At 52.0% G+C, this 22,007-nt stretch carries 14 protein-coding genes, 2 tRNA genes and 4 rRNA genes; 13 read left to right on the plus strand and 7 right to left on the minus strand.

All coding sequences use genetic code 11. The features are described 5' to 3' along the window. Positions 1-9 precede the first annotated feature (9 nt). The 6 genes from prmA (at position 10) to N1249_RS20190 (ending at position 5,949) form a co-directional block, all read left to right on the plus strand. On the plus strand, positions 10-891 hold the full coding sequence (prmA, locus tag N1249_RS20165; RefSeq protein WP_259832612.1) for a 50S ribosomal protein L11 methyltransferase: 882 nt from the start codon (positions 10-12) through the stop codon (positions 889-891). A gap of 136 nt (positions 892-1,027) precedes the next feature. Next, complete coding sequence (locus N1249_RS20170) at positions 1,028-1,768, plus strand: carbonic anhydrase (protein ID WP_259832615.1); 741 nt, start codon at positions 1,028-1,030, stop codon at positions 1,766-1,768. A 330-nt stretch (positions 1,769-2,098) separates the two neighbouring features. Then, entirely contained in the window at positions 2,099-3,064 is a 966-nt protein-coding gene (dusB, locus tag N1249_RS20175; protein WP_259832618.1) for a tRNA dihydrouridine synthase DusB, read from the plus strand. Positions 3,065-3,087: 23 nt separating this feature from the next. After that, positions 3,088-3,384 carry a DNA-binding transcriptional regulator Fis gene (fis, locus tag N1249_RS20180; protein ID WP_000462905.1) on the plus strand — a complete coding sequence of 99 codons (297 nt, stop codon included), beginning with the start codon at positions 3,088-3,090 and terminating at the stop codon, positions 3,382-3,384. A gap of 180 nt (positions 3,385-3,564) precedes the next feature. Next, positions 3,565-3,729 (plus strand): DUF2556 family protein, encoded by a 165-nt coding sequence (locus N1249_RS20185; RefSeq protein WP_014072033.1) that lies wholly within the window; start codon positions 3,565-3,567, stop codon positions 3,727-3,729. Positions 3,730-3,867: 138 nt separating this feature from the next. Beyond that, positions 3,868-5,949: a bifunctional diguanylate cyclase/phosphodiesterase gene (locus N1249_RS20190; RefSeq protein WP_259832621.1), complete on the plus strand. Its 2,082-nt coding sequence runs from the start codon at positions 3,868-3,870 to the stop codon at positions 5,947-5,949. On the opposite strand, the gene envR is transcribed toward N1249_RS20190, so the two are convergent. Beyond that, positions 5,944-6,591, minus strand: coding sequence for an acrEF/envCD operon transcriptional regulator (gene envR / locus N1249_RS20195; protein ID WP_259832623.1), 648 nt, complete (start codon positions 6,589-6,591; stop codon positions 5,944-5,946). The genes N1249_RS20190 and envR overlap by 6 nt on opposite strands. Before the next feature lie 388 nt (positions 6,592-6,979). On the opposite strand from envR, the gene N1249_RS20200 reads away from it, so the two are divergent. From N1249_RS20200 to N1249_RS20230, 7 genes are all read left to right on the plus strand, one after another. Then, positions 6,980-8,119 (plus strand): efflux RND transporter periplasmic adaptor subunit, encoded by a 1,140-nt coding sequence (locus N1249_RS20200; RefSeq protein WP_259832625.1) that lies wholly within the window; start codon positions 6,980-6,982, stop codon positions 8,117-8,119. Between the two features lie 11 nt (positions 8,120-8,130). Further along, positions 8,131-11,241, plus strand: coding sequence for an efflux RND transporter permease subunit (locus tag N1249_RS20205; protein ID WP_259832627.1), 3,111 nt, complete (start codon positions 8,131-8,133; stop codon positions 11,239-11,241). Between the two features lie 302 nt (positions 11,242-11,543). Beyond that, on the plus strand, positions 11,544-11,765 hold the full coding sequence (locus N1249_RS20210) for a lipoprotein (protein ID WP_008502867.1): 222 nt from the start codon (positions 11,544-11,546) through the stop codon (positions 11,763-11,765). Positions 11,766-12,255: 490 nt separating this feature from the next. Then, positions 12,256-13,281 carry an amino acid ABC transporter substrate-binding protein gene (locus N1249_RS20215; protein WP_014072039.1) on the plus strand — a complete coding sequence of 342 codons (1,026 nt, stop codon included), beginning with the start codon at positions 12,256-12,258 and terminating at the stop codon, positions 13,279-13,281. 67 nt (positions 13,282-13,348) lie between these two features. Beyond that, positions 13,349-14,530 (plus strand): amino acid ABC transporter permease, encoded by a 1,182-nt coding sequence (locus N1249_RS20220; RefSeq protein ID WP_259832659.1) that lies wholly within the window; start codon positions 13,349-13,351, stop codon positions 14,528-14,530. Between the two features lie 9 nt (positions 14,531-14,539). Then, entirely contained in the window at positions 14,540-15,643 is a 1,104-nt protein-coding gene (locus tag N1249_RS20225) for an amino acid ABC transporter permease (protein ID WP_259838231.1), read from the plus strand. A gap of 7 nt (positions 15,644-15,650) precedes the next feature. Continuing rightward, positions 15,651-16,409, plus strand: a complete 759-nt coding sequence (locus N1249_RS20230) for an amino acid ABC transporter ATP-binding protein (RefSeq protein WP_014072042.1) — start codon at positions 15,651-15,653, stop codon at positions 16,407-16,409. A 143-nt stretch (positions 16,410-16,552) separates the two neighbouring features. Here the strand turns inward: N1249_RS20230 and rrf (N1249_RS20235) are convergent. The 6 genes from rrf (N1249_RS20235) to N1249_RS20260 all read right to left on the minus strand — a co-directional run bounded on the left by rrf (N1249_RS20235) (position 16,553) and on the right by N1249_RS20260 (position 21,789). Continuing rightward, positions 16,553-16,668 (minus strand): 5S ribosomal RNA (gene rrf / locus N1249_RS20235). A gap of 43 nt (positions 16,669-16,711) precedes the next feature. Continuing rightward, a tRNA-Thr gene (locus N1249_RS20240) sits at positions 16,712-16,787 on the minus strand. Positions 16,788-16,801: 14 nt separating this feature from the next. Beyond that, positions 16,802-16,917 (minus strand): 5S ribosomal RNA (gene rrf / locus N1249_RS20245). Between the two features lie 72 nt (positions 16,918-16,989). Further along, positions 16,990-19,894: ribosomal RNA gene (locus N1249_RS20250) — 23S ribosomal RNA — on the minus strand. A gap of 193 nt (positions 19,895-20,087) precedes the next feature. Then, positions 20,088-20,163: transfer RNA gene (locus N1249_RS20255), tRNA-Glu, on the minus strand. An 86-nt stretch (positions 20,164-20,249) separates the two neighbouring features. Beyond that, a 16S ribosomal RNA gene (locus N1249_RS20260) occupies positions 20,250-21,789 on the minus strand. The 16S, 23S and 5S rRNA genes sit together here with 2 tRNA genes alongside, the layout of an rRNA operon. Positions 21,790-22,007: the final 218 nt, after the last annotated feature.

Raw genomic sequence — 22,007 nt, forward strand, 5'->3', positions numbered from 1 at the left:
GAGTTTGCCATGCCGTGGATCCAACTAAAACTGAACACAACCGGCGCTAACGCCGAAGAGCTGAGCGATGCGCTGATGGAAGCCGGTTCGGTTTCCATCACCTTCCAGGACACGCATGACACCCCGGTGTTTGAGCCGCTGCCTGGCGAAACGCGCCTGTGGGGCGACACCGACGTTATCGGCCTGTTCGACGCAGAAACCGACATGAAAGAGGTGGTCGCGATCCTGGAAAACCACCCGCTGCTGGGTGAAGGTTTTGTACATAAAATCGAGCAGCTGGAAGACAAAGACTGGGAGCGCGAGTGGATGGATAACTTCCATCCGATGCAGTTCGGTAAACGTCTTTGGATCTGCCCAAGCTGGCGCGACGTGCCGGATGAAAACGCGGTCAACGTGATGCTTGATCCTGGTCTGGCGTTTGGTACGGGTACACACCCGACTACGTCCCTGTGCCTGCAATGGCTGGACGGACTGGATCTGGAAGGCAAAACAGTGATCGACTTCGGTTGCGGATCCGGGATCCTCGCGATTGCCGCACTGAAACTGGGCGCGAAAAAAGCCATCGGGATCGATATCGATCCGCAGGCGATTCAGGCCAGCCGAGATAACGCCGAACGCAATGGCGTATCCGATCGTCTGGAACTGTATCTGCCGGACGCCCAGCCAGCAGTCATGAAAGCCGATGTGGTGGTCGCTAACATCCTGGCTGGCCCATTACGCGAACTGGCCCCGTTAATCAGCGTGCTGCCCGTTGAGGGAGGTCTGCTGGGCCTTTCTGGTATCCTGGCAAGCCAGGCCGACAGCGTCTGTGAAGCTTATGCCGACCTCTTTGCGCTTGACCCGGTGGTCGAGAAAGAAGAGTGGTGCCGTATTACCGGACGTAAAAAATAAGCTTTTGGCGTGGTCATCTGACCACGCCTCTCCCTTCTGATTTTCCTCTCATCCCCTGCCATTCTTCGCTAAAATAACCACACAAATCATGATGGTAATTAATGATTTGGATAATAAAATTCACAGGAAGAATACTATGACTCACTTTACTGGCAAGGCAGCGCTGTTGGCGCTGAGCATTATTTCGTTCTCAGCATCTGCGTCACACTGGGGCTACGAAGGAGAAGGCGCACCAGAGCACTGGGGGGAACTGGACGACGCATACAAAACCTGTAAAAACGGGTTTAACCAGTCTCCGGTTAACATCGATACCACCGCCAAAGCCCACCTCTCTCCTTTGCAAACCCATTACAGCGAAGGGCCTGTCTCTCTGACGAATAATGGACACACCATTCAGGCGGGTGAAAAAGCCGGAACACACGACAGTATCACCCTCGATAAACAGAACTGGATCCTGCAACAGTTCCATTTTCATGCCCCAAGTGAAAACACAGTGCATGGCAAAAAATACGCGATGGAAATGCATCTGGTGCACAAAAATGCCGGGGGAGAACTGGTGGTAGTCGCCGTGATGTTTGAGCAAGGCGCTGCGAACCCAGAGCTGGAAAAACTGTGGGCCGTGATGCCAGGGCAAACCGACCAGAACGTTAGCATTACCCCGAATCTCAATCTGAATAAACTACTGCCAACAGACAAAACGTTCTGGCGTTTTAGCGGCTCTCTGACCACTCCACCTTGCTCTGAAGGCGTCACCTGGGTTGTCCTCAAACACCCGCTGACCCTTTCCAGAGAACAACTGGAGAAATTCACCCATACCATGCATCACGATAATAACCGCCCGGTACAGTCACTTCATGGTCGCGTCATTGTCGAATAACGTGCATTTTTTGCGCTAAGATCATGTTCTAAATTGCGACGTAGATCGCATAGAACCGGGATAATCTGCTGCAAAAAACAGCAGATTATCCCGCTTAAGTGATACCTTTATTCAGAAATGATGAGAAGTTACGGGAAATTGTAAGAGACGATAAAATAACCGTTATCGCATAACACGATGATTTAAATAGTGAATAATTTTCACCACTGGCCCTGAGCGGCGATTCCTTGATCTACAACAGTGGATTGTTCAAAGTTTGGCCTTTCATCTCGTGCAAAAAATGCGTAATATACGCCGCCTTGCAGTCACAGTATGGTCATTTCTTAACTCATGCGCATCGGACACCACCAGCTCAGAAATCGCCTGATCGCAGCACCTATGGCAGGTATTACCGACCGACCATTCAGGACGCTGTGCTACGAGATGGGAGCAGGATTAACCGTATCCGAGATGATGTCGTCTAACCCGCAAGTGTGGGAAAGCGATAAGTCCCGCCTGCGGATGGTGCACATAGATGAACCAGGTATTCGTACCGTGCAAATTGCCGGAAGCGTGCCTGAAGAGATGGCAGATGCCGCGCGTATTAACGTGGAAAGTGGTGCCCAGATTATTGATATCAATATGGGTTGCCCGGCCAAAAAGGTGAATCGCAAACTTGCAGGTTCAGCCCTTCTGCAATACCCCGACCAGGTGAAGTCAATCCTGGAGGCGGTTGTCAGCGCGGTGGACGTTCCTGTTACGTTAAAGATTCGCACGGGTTGGTCGCCGGATCACCGTAACTGTGTAGAGATTGCCCAACTGGCCGAAAACTGTGGCATTCAGGCCCTGACCATTCATGGACGCACTCGCGCCTGTTTGTTCAACGGCGACGCTGAATACGACAGCATTCGGGCAGTTAAGCAGAAAGTTTCCATTCCGATTATCGCGAATGGCGACATAACTGACCCGCTTAAAGCCAGAGCTGTGCTCGACTATACGGGAGCTGATGCTCTGATGATAGGACGTGCCGCTCAGGGAAGACCCTGGATCTTTCGGGAAATCCAGCATTATCTGGACACTGGAGAGCTGCTTGCTCCACTGCCTCTGGCAGAGATTAAGCGCTTGCTTTGTTCGCATGTTCGGGAATTGCATGACTTTTATGGTCAGGCAAAAGGGTACCGAATTGCGCGTAAACACGTCTCCTGGTATCTCCAGGAGCACGCTCCGAATGACCAGTTTCGGCGCACATTCAACGCCATAGAGGATGCCAGCGTACAGCTGGAGGCGTTGGAGGCATACTTCGAAAATCTTGCGTAATGAAATAAAGAGCTGACAGAACTATGTTCGAACAACGCGTAAATTCTGACGTACTGACCGTTTCCACCGTTAACTCTCAGGATCAGGTAACTCAAAAGCCCCTGCGTGACTCGGTTAAACAGGCACTGAAGAACTATTTTGCTCAACTGAACGGTCAGGATGTTAATGACCTGTATGAGCTGGTATTGGCTGAAGTTGAACAGCCACTGTTGGACATGGTGATGCAATACACCCGCGGTAACCAAACCCGCGCTGCGCTGATGATGGGTATCAACCGTGGTACCCTGCGTAAGAAACTGAAAAAATACGGCATGAACTGATACTAGTCAGTTAAATGCTTGTTTAAAAAGGCGCTCTTCGGCATGGGGAAGCGCCTTTTTTATTGCCGCTCACATTTAGCGTCAACGCTTTGTAAACCTTCACATTCCCTGCTTTTCAACGACTGCATTTCGTGTATATTTCCACCACCTTAACGGCCTCACTTCTCCCGGAATGACACAATGATTCGTAAATACTGGTGGCTGGTTGTCTTTGCTGTCTCCGTTTTCATTTTTGATGCGCTGCTGATGCAGTGGATTGAACTGATGAGCACCGAAACCGATAAGTGCCGCAATATGAATTCCGTGAACCCGTTAAAGCTCGTGAATTGTTCCGATCTCGATTAAGCCTTTTACGCTGCGCCCCCTGCTATCACTCAATAATTGAAGGGATTTAAATCCCTTTGAGTCATTACCTGACGGTGATAATGTCTCAGCCCTTCTCAACCTCTCTTGCTAAACCTCTCACAACGAGCTGAATAGACCATGCTGGTTAGCCAATACAACCAAATCCTCGTAGTCACCTCCTTTGTTGTCGCCATCCTTGCTGCCTATACCGCGTTGAATATGGCTGCACGTGTCGCCGGAAGCCAGGGAGTGGCGGCTCGCATCTGGCTAGCGGGCGGTGGCATTGCAATGGGTATCGGCGTGTGGGCGATGCATTTCATCGGGATGCTGGCCATGGACCTCTCCATGAGCATGAGTTACAACGCGGCGCTGACGGTACTATCGATGGTGATTGCCATCGGCTCATCAATGTTTGCGTTGTGGCTTGTCAGCTGCGAGCAACTGCGTTTACGCCGCCTGCTGCCCGGTGCGTTAGTGATGGGAAGCGGTATTGTCGCCATGCATTACACCGGTATGGCTGCGCTTGAGGTTATGCCCGGCATTGTCTGGGACAAGAGTTGGGTGGCCCTTTCTGTCGTCATTGCCCTCGCCGCCTCCCTCGCCGCTCTGTGGCTGACGTTCCGTTTACGCCACGAAGCCGCGCAGGTGGCGCTGATGCGCCTGGGCGCGGCTATCACCATGGGGATAGCCATCGCCGGGATGCACTATGCAGGCATGAAAGCCGCACAGTTTCCGATGTCGACAATGGTGCATCACCACGGCATTAACGGCAGCTGGCTGGCGGTGCTGGTGAGCGTAGTTGCGCTCTCAATTCTGGGGATCACTCTGCTGGTATCGATGCTGGATGCCCGCCTTCAGGCACGCACATCGTTGCTGGCCTCTTCTCTGGCAGAAGCTAACCGCGAACTGGCACAACTGGCCCTACACGATACGCTGACGCGCCTGCCCAATCGTATTTTGCTGGAAGACCGGCTTGATCAGGCCATCAGCAAAGCCGACCGTGAAGGCTCCCATTTTGCGCTGATGTTTATGGATCTCGACGGCTTTAAAGCCATCAATGATGCCTACGGTCATGATGTGGGCGATAAGCTGCTGGTCGCCGTCACGAAGCGCCTGCTGCTGCCACTGAAAGGTCAGTACACCCTAGCCCGTATCGGCGGGGATGAGTTTGTCCTGCTGGCCGAAACGGAAGGGCCAGACGATGCCGCCTCACTGGCAAGCGCGCTGGTTCGTGCGATTGATAGCCCCTTCGCTCTGGAGCCCTATGAGCTGGTCGTGACCCTCAGCATCGGCATAGCGCTCTATCCGCACGACGGTCATAACGATCGAGAACTGATGTTTAACGCTGATGCGGCGATGTATCACACCAAACATATGGGACGAAATGGTTATCACTTCTTCCAGCCATCAATGAACACCCTGGCGCAGACGCATCTCCAGCTGATGAATGACCTGTGGCTGGCGATCGACCGCGATGAGCTACGTTTGCTTTATCAGCCTAAATTCCACGCTCCGGCAGGGCCCGTCCTCGGGTTTGAAGCGCTGCTGCGCTGGCAACACCCGAAACAGGGGCTGCTGACACCCGACATGTTCCTGCCGCTGGCCGAAAAAACAGGGCTTATTATTCCTATCGGTAACTGGGTGATTAACGAAGCCTGTCGTCAGTTACGGGAATGGCATCTTCAGGGACACCAGAGCTGGTCGATGGCGGTGAACCTGTCAACGCTTCAGTTTGAGCAGCCTTCACTGGTTAAAACCGTGCTCGACTGCCTGGCGCGCCACAATGTACCGCCTGAAATGCTGATTCTGGAAGTGACCGAAACCACGGCAATGAGTAATCCGGATGAAAGCGTGCGTGTGCTGACTGAGTTAACCAATGCAGGTGTAAAAGCCTCCATTGACGACTTTGGTACAGGTTACTCTAGTCTGCTTTATCTCAAACGTTTACCCGCCTGTGAGCTGAAAATAGACCGGGCGTTTGTGAAAGAGCTGAGTGGGGAGAGTGATGATGCAACGATTGTCTCGGCAATTGTTGCGCTGGCCAAAACGCTTAACCTGAAAGTGGTTGCCGAAGGTGTAGAAACACAGGCACAGCAGGAATTTTTAACGGAACTGGGCTGCAACACGCTTCAGGGGTATCTGTTAGGTAAACCTGTTACGGCACAGGCCGTTGAAGCCCTGTGCCTGGACGGGGAGTTACTTCCCACCAGCGCGTCATAACGCAACGCCATAAACCGCTGGCGACACACGCGTACTATGCAATGTCGCCAGAATGTTATCGACCAGAGCAGGAGCCTGTTGATAGAGATTAAAGCTCTCTCTGTTCATTAACCAGTTCTTAATCAGTCCGCTAAAGAAACCGTGGAAAACGATCAGTGTGAGATCAATATTCACGCTGGGTGAAATCGCGTTGTTTAAAACACACCGTTCCAGCGTTTTACGCAAGCAATCGAAATTTATGCCAATGCGTTTACGAATTTCATACTCTGAAATGACTTCGTCAGTAAATTCACACTTATGATAAAGAATTTGTAATAGCGCACACTGTCGGGGTTCGTGGGCGATATATTGTAATGTAGTAATAAATTGCTCACGAAGCATTAACAACGGATCATCATCCTCTGAAAGTGAAAGACGATCTCTGATGATATCCCGCAGCGGTAATTGCTGTTCCCAGATAGCATTAAATATTTCTGACTTACTGGAAAAATGCCAGTACACCGCCCCACGAGTCACCTGCGCAGCATCAGCAATATCTGTCAGAGTCGTGTTCGCCACACCGCGCGTCGCGAACTGCCCGATGGCCGCTTCGATCAGCTGTTGCCGTGTCTTTTGTGCATCTTTTTTGGTTTTACGCGCCATAGACAGTTACTCATTACTCGCAGGGTTGATACGCAATCCGCAGCCAATAAGCGGGGTCAGAAAAACAGAAGTATTCACCAGAATACAAATTTGTTTTGTACAAAAAAAGTCACTTCATTTAATTCATAGATTTGGCAAATGATTAGATTTCGTCATATTCACTAAACACATTAATAATGCACATGGATAACGGTTAAATTAAATAGACCGACCACATGGCAAGTGTGAAATTCTGATTATGGTGCTTTCATCTCTTCCTCCGCACTTATAAATTAAACAACATTAAATACCCTCATTATTATACGCAGCTACATTTTTTGTTTTTGTGCCCTCAGCCCTCTCACCGATTTACGGCAAACATCGGTTATGGGTATTTAAAGGAACAGTAATGACACTTCATTTCAGGCTCTTACCCTTATCCGGTTTAATTGTTGCCGCTGCCCTGCTCACGGGCTGCGATGGGCAGAATGACCAACAACAGCATCCGCAATCGCCGCAGGTCAGCGTGTATACCGTAAAAAGCGCGCCACTGGCCGTTACCACCGAGCTTCCGGGCAGAACCGACGCTTTCCGCGTTGCAGAAGTGCGGCCTCAGGTGAGCGGGATCATACTGCGCCGTAACTTTACCGAAGGAAGTGATGTCAAAGCCGGGGACTCCCTTTATCAGATAGATCCTGCAACCTATCAGGCGGCATACGACAACGCGAAAGGTGAGCTGGCTAAGGCCCAGGCGGCGGCGAATATTGCTCATCTGACGGTTAAACGCTATGTCCCACTGGTTGGCACCCAATATGTCAGTAAGCAGGAATACGATCAGGCCGTAGCAACGGCACAGCAGGCTGATGCCAGCGTGGTCGCCGCACAGGCAGGGGTAGAGAGCGCCCGCATTAATCTGGCGTATACCAAAGTGACTTCGCCCATTGAGGGCCGGATTGGTAAATCCAGTGTGACCGAAGGGGCGCTGGTCACCAATGGACAGGCCACAGCTCTGGCAACCGTCCAGCAGCTTGATCCCATTTATGTCGATGTGACCCAGCCCAGCAGCGATTTTATGCGTCTGAAGCAGTCCAGCCTGCAAAAAGGAGATGGCAGCAGCACCGTCGAGTTACTGATGGAAAATGGTCAGCCTTATCCCCTGAAAGGCACGCTGCAATTCTCCGATGTGACGGTGGATGAAAGCACCGGCTCGATTACACTTCGCGCGATTTTCCCGAACCCTAAGCACCTGTTATTGCCGGGCATGTTTGTGCGGGCGCGCATTGACGAAGGCGTACAGCCGGACGCCATTCTGGTGCCTCAGCAGGGGGTCACTCGCACCCCACGTGGCGATGCGACCGTGCTGGTTGTTAATGACAAAAATCAGGTGGAATCGCGCACGGTTGTTGCGCCACAGGCCATTGGCGATCGCTGGCTGATTACCGAAGGGTTAAAGAACGGTGACCGCGTGATCGTCAGCGGTATACAGAAAGCCCGTCCTGGCACCACCGTGGTGGCTACACCCGATACCACTGCTAATACAGCCAGTTAAGGGAAGAGTACATGGCTAATTTCTTTATCCAGAGGCCTGTTTTCGCCTGGGTGCTCGCCATCATTCTGATGATTGCCGGTGGGCTTGCCATCTTAAAACTGCCCATTGCACAGTATCCTACCATTGCGCCGCCCGCAGTAGCGGTCACGGCGACTTACCCTGGTGCGGACGCCCAGACGGTGCAGGACACCGTGACGCAGGTTATCGAACAGAACATGAACGGTATCGATAACCTGATGTATATGTCCTCCACCAGCGACTCTGCCGGTAGCGTGACGATCACCCTGACCTTCCAGTCAGGAACAGATCCGGACATCGCCCAGGTACAGGTGCAAAATAAACTCCAGCTCGCCATGCCATTATTGCCGCAAGAAGTGCAACAGCAGGGTATTGGCGTAGAGAAATCCAGTAGCAGCTTCCTGTTGGTTGCGGGCTTTGTTTCGGACAATAAGAGCCTCACCCAGGATGACATCTCTGACTATGTCGCATCGAACGTAAAAGATGCCATTAGCCGAACCTCCGGCGTTGGCGATGTTCAGTTGTTTGGTGCCCAGTACGCCATGCGCATCTGGCTCGACAGCAATGCGATGAACAAATACCAGCTCACCCCGCTGGATGTTATCAACCAGCTGAAAACCCAGAACAACCAGATTGCCGCGGGTCAGTTGGGTGGAACACCGTCTGTGCCGGGGCAGCAGTTAAACGCATCCATCATTGCACAGACCCGCCTCAAAACGCCGGAAGAGTTTGGCCGCGTAACGCTGAAGGTGAACCAGGATGGCTCGATGGTGCATCTGAAAGACGTTGCCCGTATTGAGCTGGGCGGCGAAAACTACAACATGGTGACGAAGATCAACGGCCAGGCAGCAACCGGGCTGGGGATTAAGCTTGCCACCGGTGCCAATGCACTGGATACCGCCACGGCGATCAAAACCAAGCTTGCGCAGTTGCAGCCGTTCTTCCCGCAAGGGCTGAAAGTGGTTTATCCGTATGACACCACCCCGTTCGTGAAAATTTCTATTCATGAAGTGGTGAAGACGCTGTTTGAGGCAATCATTCTCGTCTTCCTGGTCATGTATCTGTTCCTGCAAAACCTGCGGGCCACCCTCATCCCTACCATTGCGGTTCCGGTGGTGCTGCTGGGGACATTCGCCATACTGGCCGCATTTGGCTTCTCTATAAACACGCTAACGATGTTCGGTATGGTGCTGGCCATCGGCCTGCTGGTTGATGATGCCATCGTGGTGGTGGAGAACGTCGAACGCGTAATGGTCGAAGACAAACTGCCGCCCAAAGAGGCCACGCAGAAGTCGATGGAACAAATTCAGGGTGCACTGGTCGGTATTGCCATGGTGCTCTCCGCGGTGTTCATCCCGATGGCCTTTTTTGGCGGGTCGACGGGAGCCATTTACCGACAGTTTTCACTCACCATTGTTTCCGCGATGGCGTTGTCCGTACTGGTGGCATTGATTTTAACGCCCGCACTCTGTGCAACGCTGCTCAAACCAGCCAGCGAGCACCATGAAAAACGAGGCGGGTTCTTCGGCTGGTTTAATGCCCTCTTTGATAAAAGCGTGGAGCATTACACCAACAGCGTCAGCGGTATTTTGCGCAAGACGGGACGTTACCTGCTGATTTATGTCCTTATCGTCGGCGGCATGGCGGTACTGTTCCTCCGTCTGCCCACCTCCTTCCTGCCAGAAGAGGATCAGGGGGTGTTTATGACAATGGTCCAGCTGCCGGCCGGGGCAACGCAGACGCGTACTCAGCAGGTCCTTGATCAGGTTCAGAACTATTACCTGAACCAGGAAAAAGCCAATGTGGAATCAGTGTTTACCGTTAACGGATTTAGCTTCAGCGGTCAGGGGCAAAACTCAGGTCTGGTGTTCATAAGCCTGAAACCCTGGGAAGATCGCCCGGGGAGCGAAAACAACGTTGAGGCGATTGTTGGACGCGCCACTAAAGCGTTTAGCCAGATAAAAGATGGTCTGGTATTTCCGTTTAACTTGCCTGCCATTCTGGAGTTAGGCACAGCGACAGGCTTCGATTTTGAGCTGATTGACCAGGCCAACCTTGGACATACTCAGCTGACCCAGGCGCGTAATCAGCTGCTCGGTATGGTGAAAGAGCATCCTGACCTGCTGGTGCGCGTGCGTCCTAACGGGCTTGAAGATACGCCACAGTTCAAGCTGGACGTGGATCAGGAAAAAGCACAGGCGCTGGGCATAAGTCTCTCTGATGTTAACCAGACCATTTCGACCGCGCTTGGCGGAACCTATGTAAATGACTTTATTGATCATGGCCGCGTGAAAAAGGTGTATGTGCAGGCGGATGCCCGTTTCCGAATGCTGCCGGGCGATATCAACAATCTTTACGTGCGCAGTGCAAACGGCGAGATGGTGCCTTTCTCTTCGTTTAGCAGCTCTCACTGGGTTTACGGTTCACCGCGCCTGGAGCGATACAACGGGGTGCCATCAATGGAGATCCTCGGAGAATCCGCACCGGGTAAAAGTACCGGTGAGGCAATGGCAATGATGGAAAGCCTGGCCGCAAAACTGCCTGCGGGTATCGGCTACGACTGGACGGGGATGTCCTTCCAGGAGCGTCTGTCAGGTAACCAGGCACCTGCGCTGTATGCCATCTCCCTGATCGTGGTCTTCTTGTGCCTCGCCGCACTGTATGAAAGCTGGTCTATACCGTTCTCGGTCATGCTGGTTGTGCCACTGGGGGTCATCGGCGCACTTCTCGCAGCGTCTCTTCGCGGCCTGAACAATGACGTTTACTTCCAGGTCGGTCTGCTCACGACGATAGGGTTATCGGCCAAGAACGCCATTCTGATTGTTGAGTTTGCAAAAGACCTGATGGAGAAAGAAGGTAAAGGCATTATTGAAGCAACGCTTGAAGCGTCAAGAATGCGTCTTCGCCCTATTCTGATGACTTCACTGGCCTTTATTCTGGGTGTTATGCCGCTGGTGATTAGCAGCGGAGCGGGGAGCGGCGCTCAAAATGCCGTGGGGACAGGGGTAATGGGCGGCATGTTGTCAGCCACCCTTCTGGCTATCTTCTTCGTGCCGGTGTTCTTTGTGGTTGTCCGACGACGTTTCACCCGTCATAAAGAGTAACGCACAACAAAAGGCACCTATGGTGCCTTTTTATTTTTAACGGAAACAATGAATTGGTCTGAGAAACATCACAACGTTTAAAATTCGCTATTTGCGTTAAGTAAAAATAAAACCGCCAGTGGCTTCACACTTTCTCCATTAATTCATCCGGGGAAGTCTCTTTTCTCCATGATTTTTACAAACCACATAATTTGAGATTATTCCCCATGCAACCTGGGCTTATCACAATGGTAAAATAACCTCGATTCGTTAATTGCCCTCCTGGCTTTAAAGCGAATTAAAAAGAATGCAGAGGTAACATCATGAAAAGATTCATTTCCGTTGCACTACTCGCTGCGCTGCTTGCTGGTTGCGCGCACGACTCTCCATGTGTACCGGTATACGACGATCAGGGGCGACTGGTTCATACCAATACCTGTATGAAAGGCACCACCCAGGATAACTGGGAAACAGCCGGTGCAATTGCTGGCGGTGCTGCCGCAGTAGCAGGTCTGACGCTGGGTATCGTTGCTTTGACGAAGTAATCGCTAAGGCATAAACGTACACTTGTGAAAGCGCGGCTCCGGCCGCGCTTTTGCTTTGAAACAGTGCAGTTTTTTCAGAGAAGTAAAATATTAGCCCTGGTTTCTTCCATCAGCTTATTTTAATTCAGACGTTAATCACATCTTTTTTGCGCATCGATTCAATTTTCATATTCCACAGTGATGATTTTCACAAATTAATTACATTAAATATCCTGCCAATATTCACGCCAGAAACTATCTATTGTTTTATCCGAGATGTAATCAAACTTTTGCTCTAATTTGTGGCGCAGGTTGTAATTTCGCACCATTTCGGGGCGCTCGATTTATTTAACCCTGTCTACACTCAGCATTATGCGTTCCATTGTCCTTTATTTTCGCGAGCGCAAACCTGGCATTACGTTTGCTTTATAAACGTTGGCCAAAGCCACAGACAGGTCAAAGCGTTTTTAAACGCCTCTATAACGATAAATTTCGCCACACAGGATGCATTATGAAAAAGACGATGATAGCCAGCCTGGCCGCCGCGGGCGTGTTGTTTGCTGTAGCCAACCAGGCCCACGCGGGCACAACGCTTGATGCCGTTAAAAAGAAAGGTTTTGTACAGTGCGGTATCAGTGACGGGTTACCTGGCTTCTCTTATGCCGATGCCAACGGCAAATTTACCGGTATTGACGTTGATGTCTGCCGTGGCGTCGCCGCAGCCGTTTTCGGTGATGACAGCAAAGTAAAATATACCCCGCTGACGGCAAAAGAACGCTTCACCGCCCTGCAATCTGGCGAAGTTGATATGCTCTCGCGTAATACCACCTGGACCTCTTCCCGCGATGCCGGCATGGGGATGTCATTCACTGGCGTGACCTATTACGACGGTATCGGCTTCCTTACGCATAATAAAGCGGGCCTGAAAAGCGCTAAAGAGCTGGATGGGGCGACCGTATGTATTCAGGCCGGTACCGATACCGAGCTGAACGTCGCAGATTACTTTAAAGCGAACAAGATGAAATATACGCCAGTGACATTCGACCGCTCTGACGAATCAGCGAAAGCGCTGGAGTCGGGTCGTTGCGATACGCTGGCTTCTGACCAGTCGCAGCTGTACGCCCTGCGTATCAAGCTGAGCAATCCTGCTGAGTGGATCGTATTACCTGAAGTGATCTCTAAAGAGCCTCTGGGCCCGGTTGTTCGCCGTGGTGATGAAGACTGGTTCTCCATTGTTCGCTGGACGCTGTTTGCCATGCTGAATGCCGAAGAGATGGGCATCAACTCGAAAAACGTCGATGAGAAAGCGGCAAACCCAACTAACCCGGATATGGCGCACCTGTTAGGGAAAGAAGGCGATTTCGGTAAAGACCTGAAGCTCGACAACAAATGGGCGTACAACATTGTTAAGCAGGTTGGTAACTACTCTGAGATCTTCGAACGCAACGTAGGATCGGAAAGCCCGCTGAAGATCAAACGCGGCCAGAACAATCTCTGGAACAACGGCGGTATTCAGTACGCTCCGCCAGTTCGTTAAGCATTTGCTGTAACGGGCACCGCGCTTGCGGTGCCCACTCCAGAGTCATGGTTACCGAGGTTTCTTTATGTCCCATCGCCGCTTAGCCGTAAAAGGATCGTTATCCTTTTCTCATCCCGCGGTTCGCGCCTGGCTGTTCCAGATTATCGCCATCGTCGTGGTTGTGGTTATCGCCGTTTACTTAATCCATAACACCGTTACCAACCTGAATAACCGCGGTATCACCTCCGGCTTTGCATTTCTGGATCGCAGCGCGGGTTTCGGCATTGTTCAGCATCTTATTGATTATCAGGAAGGAGATACCTACGGACGCGTGTTCGTGGTCGGCCTGCTGAATACGCTTCTGGTTTCGGCGCTCTGTATTGTTTTCGCTTCCGTACTGGGGTTCTTTATCGGCCTGGCGCGGCTTTCTGAAAACTGGCTGCTGCGAAAACTGTCGACGATTTACATCGAGACATTCCGTAATATCCCGCCGCTGCTACAGATCTTCTTCTGGTATTTTGCCGTTCTGCGTAACCTCCCTGGGCCTCGCCAGGCAGTGGATGCCTTCGACCTGCTTTTTCTGAGTAATCGTGGGCTGTACATTCCCTCACCTCTGGCGGGTGAAGGGCTGTATGCATTTATTGCTGTTCTTGCTATCGCCATTGCCCTGTCTGTAGGACTGTTCCGCTACAACCGCAAACACCAGATTAAAACCGGTCAGCTGCGCAAAACCTGGCCTGTTGCCGCACTCCTTATCGTGGGTTTGCCGCTGCTGGCACACTGGTTCGTTGGCGCTGCGCTGCACTGGGATATTCCACATTTGCGCGGTTTTAACTTCCAGGGAGGGATGGTCTTAATTCCTGAGCTGGCGGCGCTGACGCTGGCACTATCCATTTATACGTCGGCATTTATCGCGGAGATCATCCGTTCGGGGATCCAGGCCGTGCCTTACGGTCAGCACGAGGCTGCACGCTCTCTCGGCCTGCCGAACACAGTGACGCTGCGTCAGGTCATTATTCCACAGGCGTTGCGGGTCATCATTCCACCGCTGACCAGCCAGTATCTCAATATTGTCAAAAACTCGTCGCTGGCTGCCGCCATTGGCTACCCCGATATGGTATCGCTGTTTGCAGGAACCGTGCTCAACCAGACCGGGCAAGCGATTGAAACTATTGCCATCACAATGTCTGTCTATCTGATTATCAGTCTGATTATTTCGTTGCTGATGAACCTTTATAACCGTCGCATCGCACTGGTTGAGCGTTAAGGAGCCATGATGACAAAAGCGATATTGTCTCACTCTTCGCGTCCAGCCAGGAAACCTGGCGGACGCTATATCAACTGGGCGCGCAAGAACCTGTTCTCCAGCTGGAGTAACAGCCTGCTGACCGTTGTCTGTCTGTGGCTGATGTGGGAATTGATCCCACCGTTACTGAACTGGGCGTTTTTGCAGGCTAACTGGGTAGGCTCTACCCGCGCTGACTGCACAAAAGCTGGCGCATGTTGGGTGTTTATCCACGAGCGTTTTGGCCAGTTTATGTATGGGCTGTATCCGCACGAACAGCGCTGGAGAATTAACCTGGCTCTGGTCATCGGTTTGCTCTCCATCGCCGTAATGTTCTGGAAAAAGCTGCCGCATCGCGGGCGTTACATTGCCTGCTGGGCGGTGGTCTATCCCATTGTTGTCTGGGTGTTGCTGTACGGTGGTTTCCTGGGACTGGAACGTGTCGAAACTCGCCAGTGGGGTGGTCTGACGCTGACGCTGATTATCGCCTCCGTGGGGATTGCCGGTGCGTTGCCCTGGGGGATTTTACTGGCGCTTGGACGGCGCTCCAGAATGCCTGTCGTGCGTGTGCTTTCCGTTATCTTCATCGAGTTCTGGCGTGGCGTACCGTTGATAACCGTGCTGTTTATGTCATCGGTCATGCTTCCACTCTTTATGGCTGAAGGAACGACGATCGATAAGCTGATTCGCGCACTGGTAGGGGTGATTTTATTCCAGTCGGCTTACGTTGCCGAAGTGGTACGTGGCGGTCTTCAGGCATTGCCAAAAGGTCAGTACGAGGCTGCTGAATCACTGGCTCTCGGTTACTGGAAAACGCAGGGGCTGGTGATACTGCCTCAGGCGCTTAAGTTGGTTATTCCAGGGCTGGTGAACACGATCATCGCACTCTTTAAGGATACCAGCCTTGTGATCATCATCGGCTTGTTTGATCTCTTTAGCAGCGTGCAACAGGCCACTGTCGATCCTGTCTGGCTTGGTATGTCCACTGAGGGCTATGTCTTTGCCGCTCTGATTTACTGGATTTTCTGTTTTAGCATGTCGCGCTATAGCCAGCATCTGGAGAAGCGCTTTAACACCGGGCGTACACCGCACTGAGGAAATTATGAGCCAGATTACTATGACACCTGCCGACGCGATGATTACGCTGGAAAACGTCAATAAATGGTACGGACAGTTTCACGTTCTGAAAGATATCAACCTGAAGGTTAAACAGGGGGAACGAATCGTTCTCTGTGGGCCTTCAGGCTCGGGTAAATCCACAACCATTCGCTGCATTAACCACCTGGAGGAACATCAGCAGGGACGTATTGTGGTTGATGGTATTGAGCTGAATGAAGATATTCGCAATATCGAACGTGTACGCCAGGAAGTCGGGATGGTGTTTCAGCACTTTAACCTTTTCCCGCACCTGACGGTTTTACAGAACTGCACGCTGGCGCCAATTTGGGTGCAAAAGATGCCGAAAAAGGAAGCGGAAGCGCTGGCAATGCATTACCTGGAACGCGTGCGTATTGCTGAACATGCGAATAAGTTTCCCGGGCAGATATCAGGTGGACAGCAGCAGCGCGTGGCCATCGCCCGTTCACTGTGCATGAAACCTAAAATTATGCTGTTTGATGAGCCAACATCCGCACTCGACCCGGAAATGGTAAAGGAAGTTCTGGATACCATGATTGGTCTGGCCCAATCCGGGATGACCATGCTGTGCGTGACGCATGAAATGGGGTTTGCCCGTACCGTAGCTGACAGAGTGATCTTTATGGATCGCGGTGAGATTGTGGAACAGGCACCACCAGATGAGTTCTTTGCTCATCCAAAATCAGAGCGTACACGAGCATTCTTGTCGCAGGTAATTCACTAGTTGTTTGCCATGCCCGGTGGCGTGTTGCCTGCCGGGCCAATTGGCTATCCAGATCGGGTAAGTTGAAGTCGCCACGCGGCTTTTTCAGACGGCATAAAGCAAAAAACCCCGCACCTTACGGTACGGGGTTCTTTTTATTTGATGTCTGGCAGTTCCCTACTCTCACATGGGGAGACCCCACACTACCATCGGCGCTACGGCGTTTCACTTCTGAGTTCGGCATGGGGTCAGGTGGGACCACCGCGCTAAAGCCGCCAGACAAATTCTTTTACTATGTGCCGAACTTCAACCTACGTATTAAGTGGTGCTGATACCCAGAGTCGAACTGGGGACCTCACCCTTACCAAGGGTGCGCTCTACCAACTGAGCCATATCAGCACGCTAAATTTGATGCCTGGCAGTTCCCTACTCTCACATGGGGAGACCCCACACTACCATCGGCGCTACGGCGTTTCACTTCTGAGTTCGGCATGGGGTCAGGTGGGACCACCGCGCTAAAGCCGCCAGGCAAATTCTGTTAAATCTGTATCAAAGCTGAAAATCTTCTGTCTCTCGTCCGCCGAAACAGCTTCGGCGTTGTAAGGTTAAGCCTCACGGTTCATTAGTATCGGTTAGCTCAACGTATCGCTACGCTTACACACCCGACCTATCAACGTCGTCGTCTTCAACGTTCCTTCAGGACCCTTAAAGGGTCAGGGAGAACTCATCTCGGGGCAAGTTTCGTGCTTAGATGCTTTCAGCACTTATCTTTTCCGCATTTAGCTACCGGGCAATGCCATTGGCATGACAACCCGAACACCAGTGATGCGTCCACTCCGGTCCTCTCGTACTAGGAGCAGCCCCCCTCAATTCTCCAGCGCCCACGGCAGATAGGGACCGAACTGTCTCACGACGTTCTAAACCCAGCTCGCGTACCACTTTAAACGGCGAACAGCCGTACCCTTGGGACCTACTTCAGCCCCAGGATGTGATGAGCCGACATCGAGGTGCCAAACACCGCCGTCGATATGAACTCTTGGGCGGTATCAGCCTGTTATCCCCGGAGTACCTTTTATCCGTTGAGCGATGGCCCTTCCATTCAGAACCACCGGATCACTATGACCTGCTTTCGCACCTGCTCGAGCCGTCACTCTCGCAGTCAAGCTAGCTTATGCCATTGCACTAACCTCCTGATGTCCGACCAGGATTAGCTAACCTTCGTGCTCCTCCGTTACTCTTTGGGAGGAGACCGCCCCAGTCAAACTACCCACCAGACACTGTCCGCAACCCGGATTACGGGTCTACGTTAGAACACCAGCCATTAAAGGGTGGTATTTCAAGGATGGCTCCATGCAGACTGGCGTCCACACTTCAAAGCCTCCCACCTATCCTACACATCAAGGACCAGTGTTCAGTGTCAAGCTATAGTAAAGGTTCACGGGGTCTTTCCGTCTTGCCGCGGGTACACTGCATCTTCACAGCGAGTTCAATTTCACTGAGTCTCGGGTGGAGACAGCCTGGCCATCATTACGCCATTCGTGCAGGTCGGAACTTACCCGACAAGGAATTTCGCTACCTTAGGACCGTTATAGTTACGGCCGCCGTTTACCGGGGCTTCGATCAAGAGCTTCGCGTTGCCGCTAACCCCATCAATTAACCTTCCGGCACCGGGCAGGCGTCACACCGTATACGTCCACTTTCGTGTTTGCACAGTGCTGTGTTTTTAATAAACAGTTGCAGCCAGCTGGTATCTTCGACTGATTTCAGCTCCACCCGCAGGGGCTTCACCTACATATCAGCGTGCCTTCTCCCGAAGTTACGGCACCATTTTGCCTAGTTCCTTCACCCGAGTTCTCTCAAGCGCCTTGGTATTCTCTACCTGACCACCTGTGTCGGTTTGGGGTACGATTTGATGTTACCTGATGCTTAGAGGCTTTTCCTGGAAGCAGGGCATTTGTTACTTCAGCACCGTAGTGCCTCGTCATCACACCTCAGCGTTAAAAAGAGTCCGGATTTACCTAAACTCTCCGCCTACATGCTTAAACCGGGACAACCGTCGCCCGGCTAACATAGCCTTCTCCGTCCCCCCTTCGCAGTAACACCAAGTACAGGAATATTAACCTGTTTCCCATCGACTACGCCTTTCGGCCTCGCCTTAGGGGTCGACTCACCCTGCCCCGATTAACGTTGGACAGGAACCCTTGGTCTTCCGGCGTGCGGGCTTTTCACCCGCATTATCGTTACTTATGTCAGCATTCGCACTTCTGATACCTCCAGCAACCCTCACAGGCCACCTTCAACGGCTTACAGAACGCTCCCCTACCCAACAACACATAGTGTCGCTGCCGCAGCTTCGGTGCATGGTTTAGCCCCGTTACATCTTCCGCGCAGGCCGACTCGACCAGTGAGCTATTACGCTTTCTTTAAATGATGGCTGCTTCTAAGCCAACATCCTGGCTGTCTGTGCCTTCCCACATCGTTTCCCACTTAACCATGACTTTGGGACCTTAGCTGGCGGTCTGGGTTGTTTCCCTCTTCACGACGGACGTTAGCACCCGCCGTGTGTCTCCCGTGATAACATTCTTCGGTATTCGTAGTTTGCATCGGGTTGGTAAGCCGGGATGGCCCCCTAGCCGAAACAGTGCTCTACCCCCGAAGATGAGTTCACGAGGCGCTACCTAAATAGCTTTCGGGGAGAACCAGCTATCTCCCGGTTTGATTGGCCTTTCACCCCCAGCCACAAGTCATCCGCTAATTTTTCAACATTAGTCGGTTCGGTCCTCCAGTTAGTGTTACCCAACCTTCAACCTGCCCATGGCTAGATCACCGGGTTTCGGGTCTATACCCTGCAACTTAACGCCCAGTTAAGACTCGGTTTCCCTTCGGCTCCCCTATACGGTTAACCTTGCTACAGAATATAAGTCGCTGACCCATTATACAAAAGGTACGCAGTCACACCACGAAGGTGCTCCCACTGCTTGTACGTACACGGTTTCAGGTTCTTTTTCACTCCCCTCGCCGGGGTTCTTTTCGCCTTTCCCTCACGGTACTGGTTCACTATCGGTCAGTCAGGAGTATTTAGCCTTGGAGGATGGTCCCCCCATATTCAGACAGGATACCACGTGTCCCGCCCTACTCTTCGAGTTCACAGCAAGTGTGCTTTCGTGTACGGGGCTATCACCCTGTATCGCCGGACTTTCCAGACCGTTCCACTAACACACAAGCTGATTCAGACTCTGGGCTGCTCCCCGTTCGCTCGCCGCTACTGGGGGAATCTCGGTTGATTTCTTTTCCTCGGGGTACTTAGATGTTTCAGTTCCCCCGGTTCGCCTCGTTAACCTATGTATTCAGTTAACGATAGTGTGTCGGAACACACTGGGTTTCCCCATTCGGACATCGCCGGGTCAAAGGTTCATATCACCTCGCCGGCGCTTTTCGCAGATTAGCACGTCCTTCATCGCCTCTGACTGCCAGGGCATCCACCGTGTACGCTTAGTCGCTTAACCTCACAACCCGAAGATGTTTCTTTCGATTCATCATCGACTTGCGAAAATTTGAGAGACTCGAACACACCATTAAGATGTGTCGTTTCAATTTTCAGCTTGATCCAGATTTTTAAAGAGCAAATATCTCAAATGTGACTCACTGAGTCAGTTTTGAGATATATCGGCAGGTGACTTTCACTCACAAACCAGCAAGTGGCGTCCCCTAGGGGATTCGAACCCCTGTTACCGCCGTGAAAGGGCGGTGTCCTGGGCCTCTAGACGAAGGGGACACTGAAGTCTGCTTCGGCAAGACGCCTTGCTATTTACTTTTCATCAGACAATCTGTGTGAGCACTACAAAGGCAGGTTCTTTAAGGTAAGGAGGTGATCCAACCGCAGGTTCCCCTACGGTTACCTTGTTACGACTTCACCCCAGTCATGAATCACAAAGTGGTAAGCGCCCTCCCGAAGGTTAAGCTACCTACTTCTTTTGCAACCCACTCCCATGGTGTGACGGGCGGTGTGTACAAGGCCCGGGAACGTATTCACCGTAGCATTCTGATCTACGATTACTAGCGATTCCGACTTCATGGAGTCGAGTTGCAGACTCCAATCCGGACTACGACATACTTTATGAGGTCCGCTTGCTCTCGCGAGGTCGCTTCTCTTTGTATATGCCATTGTAGCACGTGTGTAGCCCTACTCGTAAGGGCCATGATGACTTGACGTCATCCCCACCTTCCTCCAGTTTATCACTGGCAGTCTCCTTTGAGTTCCCGGCCGGACCGCTGGCAACAAAGGATAAGGGTTGCGCTCGTTGCGGGACTTAACCCAACATTTCACAACACGAGCTGACGACAGCCATGCAGCACCTGTCTCAGAGTTCCCGAAGGCACCAATCCATCTCTGGAAAGTTCTCTGGATGTCAAGAGTAGGTAAGGTTCTTCGCGTTGCATCGAATTAAACCACATGCTCCACCGCTTGTGCGGGCCCCCGTCAATTCATTTGAGTTTTAACCTTGCGGCCGTACTCCCCAGGCGGTCGATTTAACGCGTTAGCTCCGGAAGCCACTCCTCAAGGGAACAACCTCCAAATCGACATCGTTTACGGCGTGGACTACCAGGGTATCTAATCCTGTTTGCTCCCCACGCTTTCGCACCTGAGCGTCAGTCTTTGTCCAGGGGGCCGCCTTCGCCACCGGTATTCCTCCAGATCTCTACGCATTTCACCGCTACACCTGGAATTCTACCCCCCTCTACAAGACTCTAGCCTGCCAGTTTCGAATGCAGTTCCCAGGTTGAGCCCGGGGATTTCACATCCGACTTGACAGACCGCCTGCGTGCGCTTTACGCCCAGTAATTCCGATTAACGCTTGCACCCTCCGTATTACCGCGGCTGCTGGCACGGAGTTAGCCGGTGCTTCTTCTGCGAGTAACGTCAATCACCAAGGTTATTAACCTTAATGCCTTCCTCCTCGCTGAAAGTACTTTACAACCCGAAGGCCTTCTTCATACACGCGGCATGGCTGCATCAGGCTTGCGCCCATTGTGCAATATTCCCCACTGCTGCCTCCCGTAGGAGTCTGGACCGTGTCTCAGTTCCAGTGTGGCTGGTCATCCTCTCAGACCAGCTAGGGATCGTCGCCTAGGTGAGCCATTACCCCACCTACTAGCTAATCCCATCTGGGCACATCTGATGGCAAGAGGCCCGAAGGTCCCCCTCTTTGGTCTTGCGACATTATGCGGTATTAGCTACCGTTTCCAGTAGTTATCCCCCTCCATCAGGCAGTTTCCCAGACATTACTCACCCGTCCGCCGCTCGTCACCCAGGAGCAAGCTCCCTGTGTTACCGCTCGACTTGCATGTGTTAGGCCTGCCGCCAGCGTTCAATCTGAGCCATGATCAAACTCTTCAATTTAAAAGTTTGATGCTCAATGAATTAAACTTCGTAATGAATTACGTGTTCACTCGTTGAGACTTGGTATTCATTTATCGTCCGGGGACGTTAAGAATCCATGTCACTTTGAGTGCCCACACAGATTGTCTGATAAATTGTTAAAGAGCAGTGCAACGCGGCTTTCAGCTCACCGTTGCGAGGTGGCGTATAATACGCTTTCCTCTTTCAGAGTCAACCCG

Origin of the sequence: Enterobacter sp. CP102, assembly GCF_025152625.1 — a bacterium.
GTDB classification, from domain to species: Bacteria; Pseudomonadota; Gammaproteobacteria; order Enterobacterales; family Enterobacteriaceae; genus Enterobacter; species Enterobacter soli.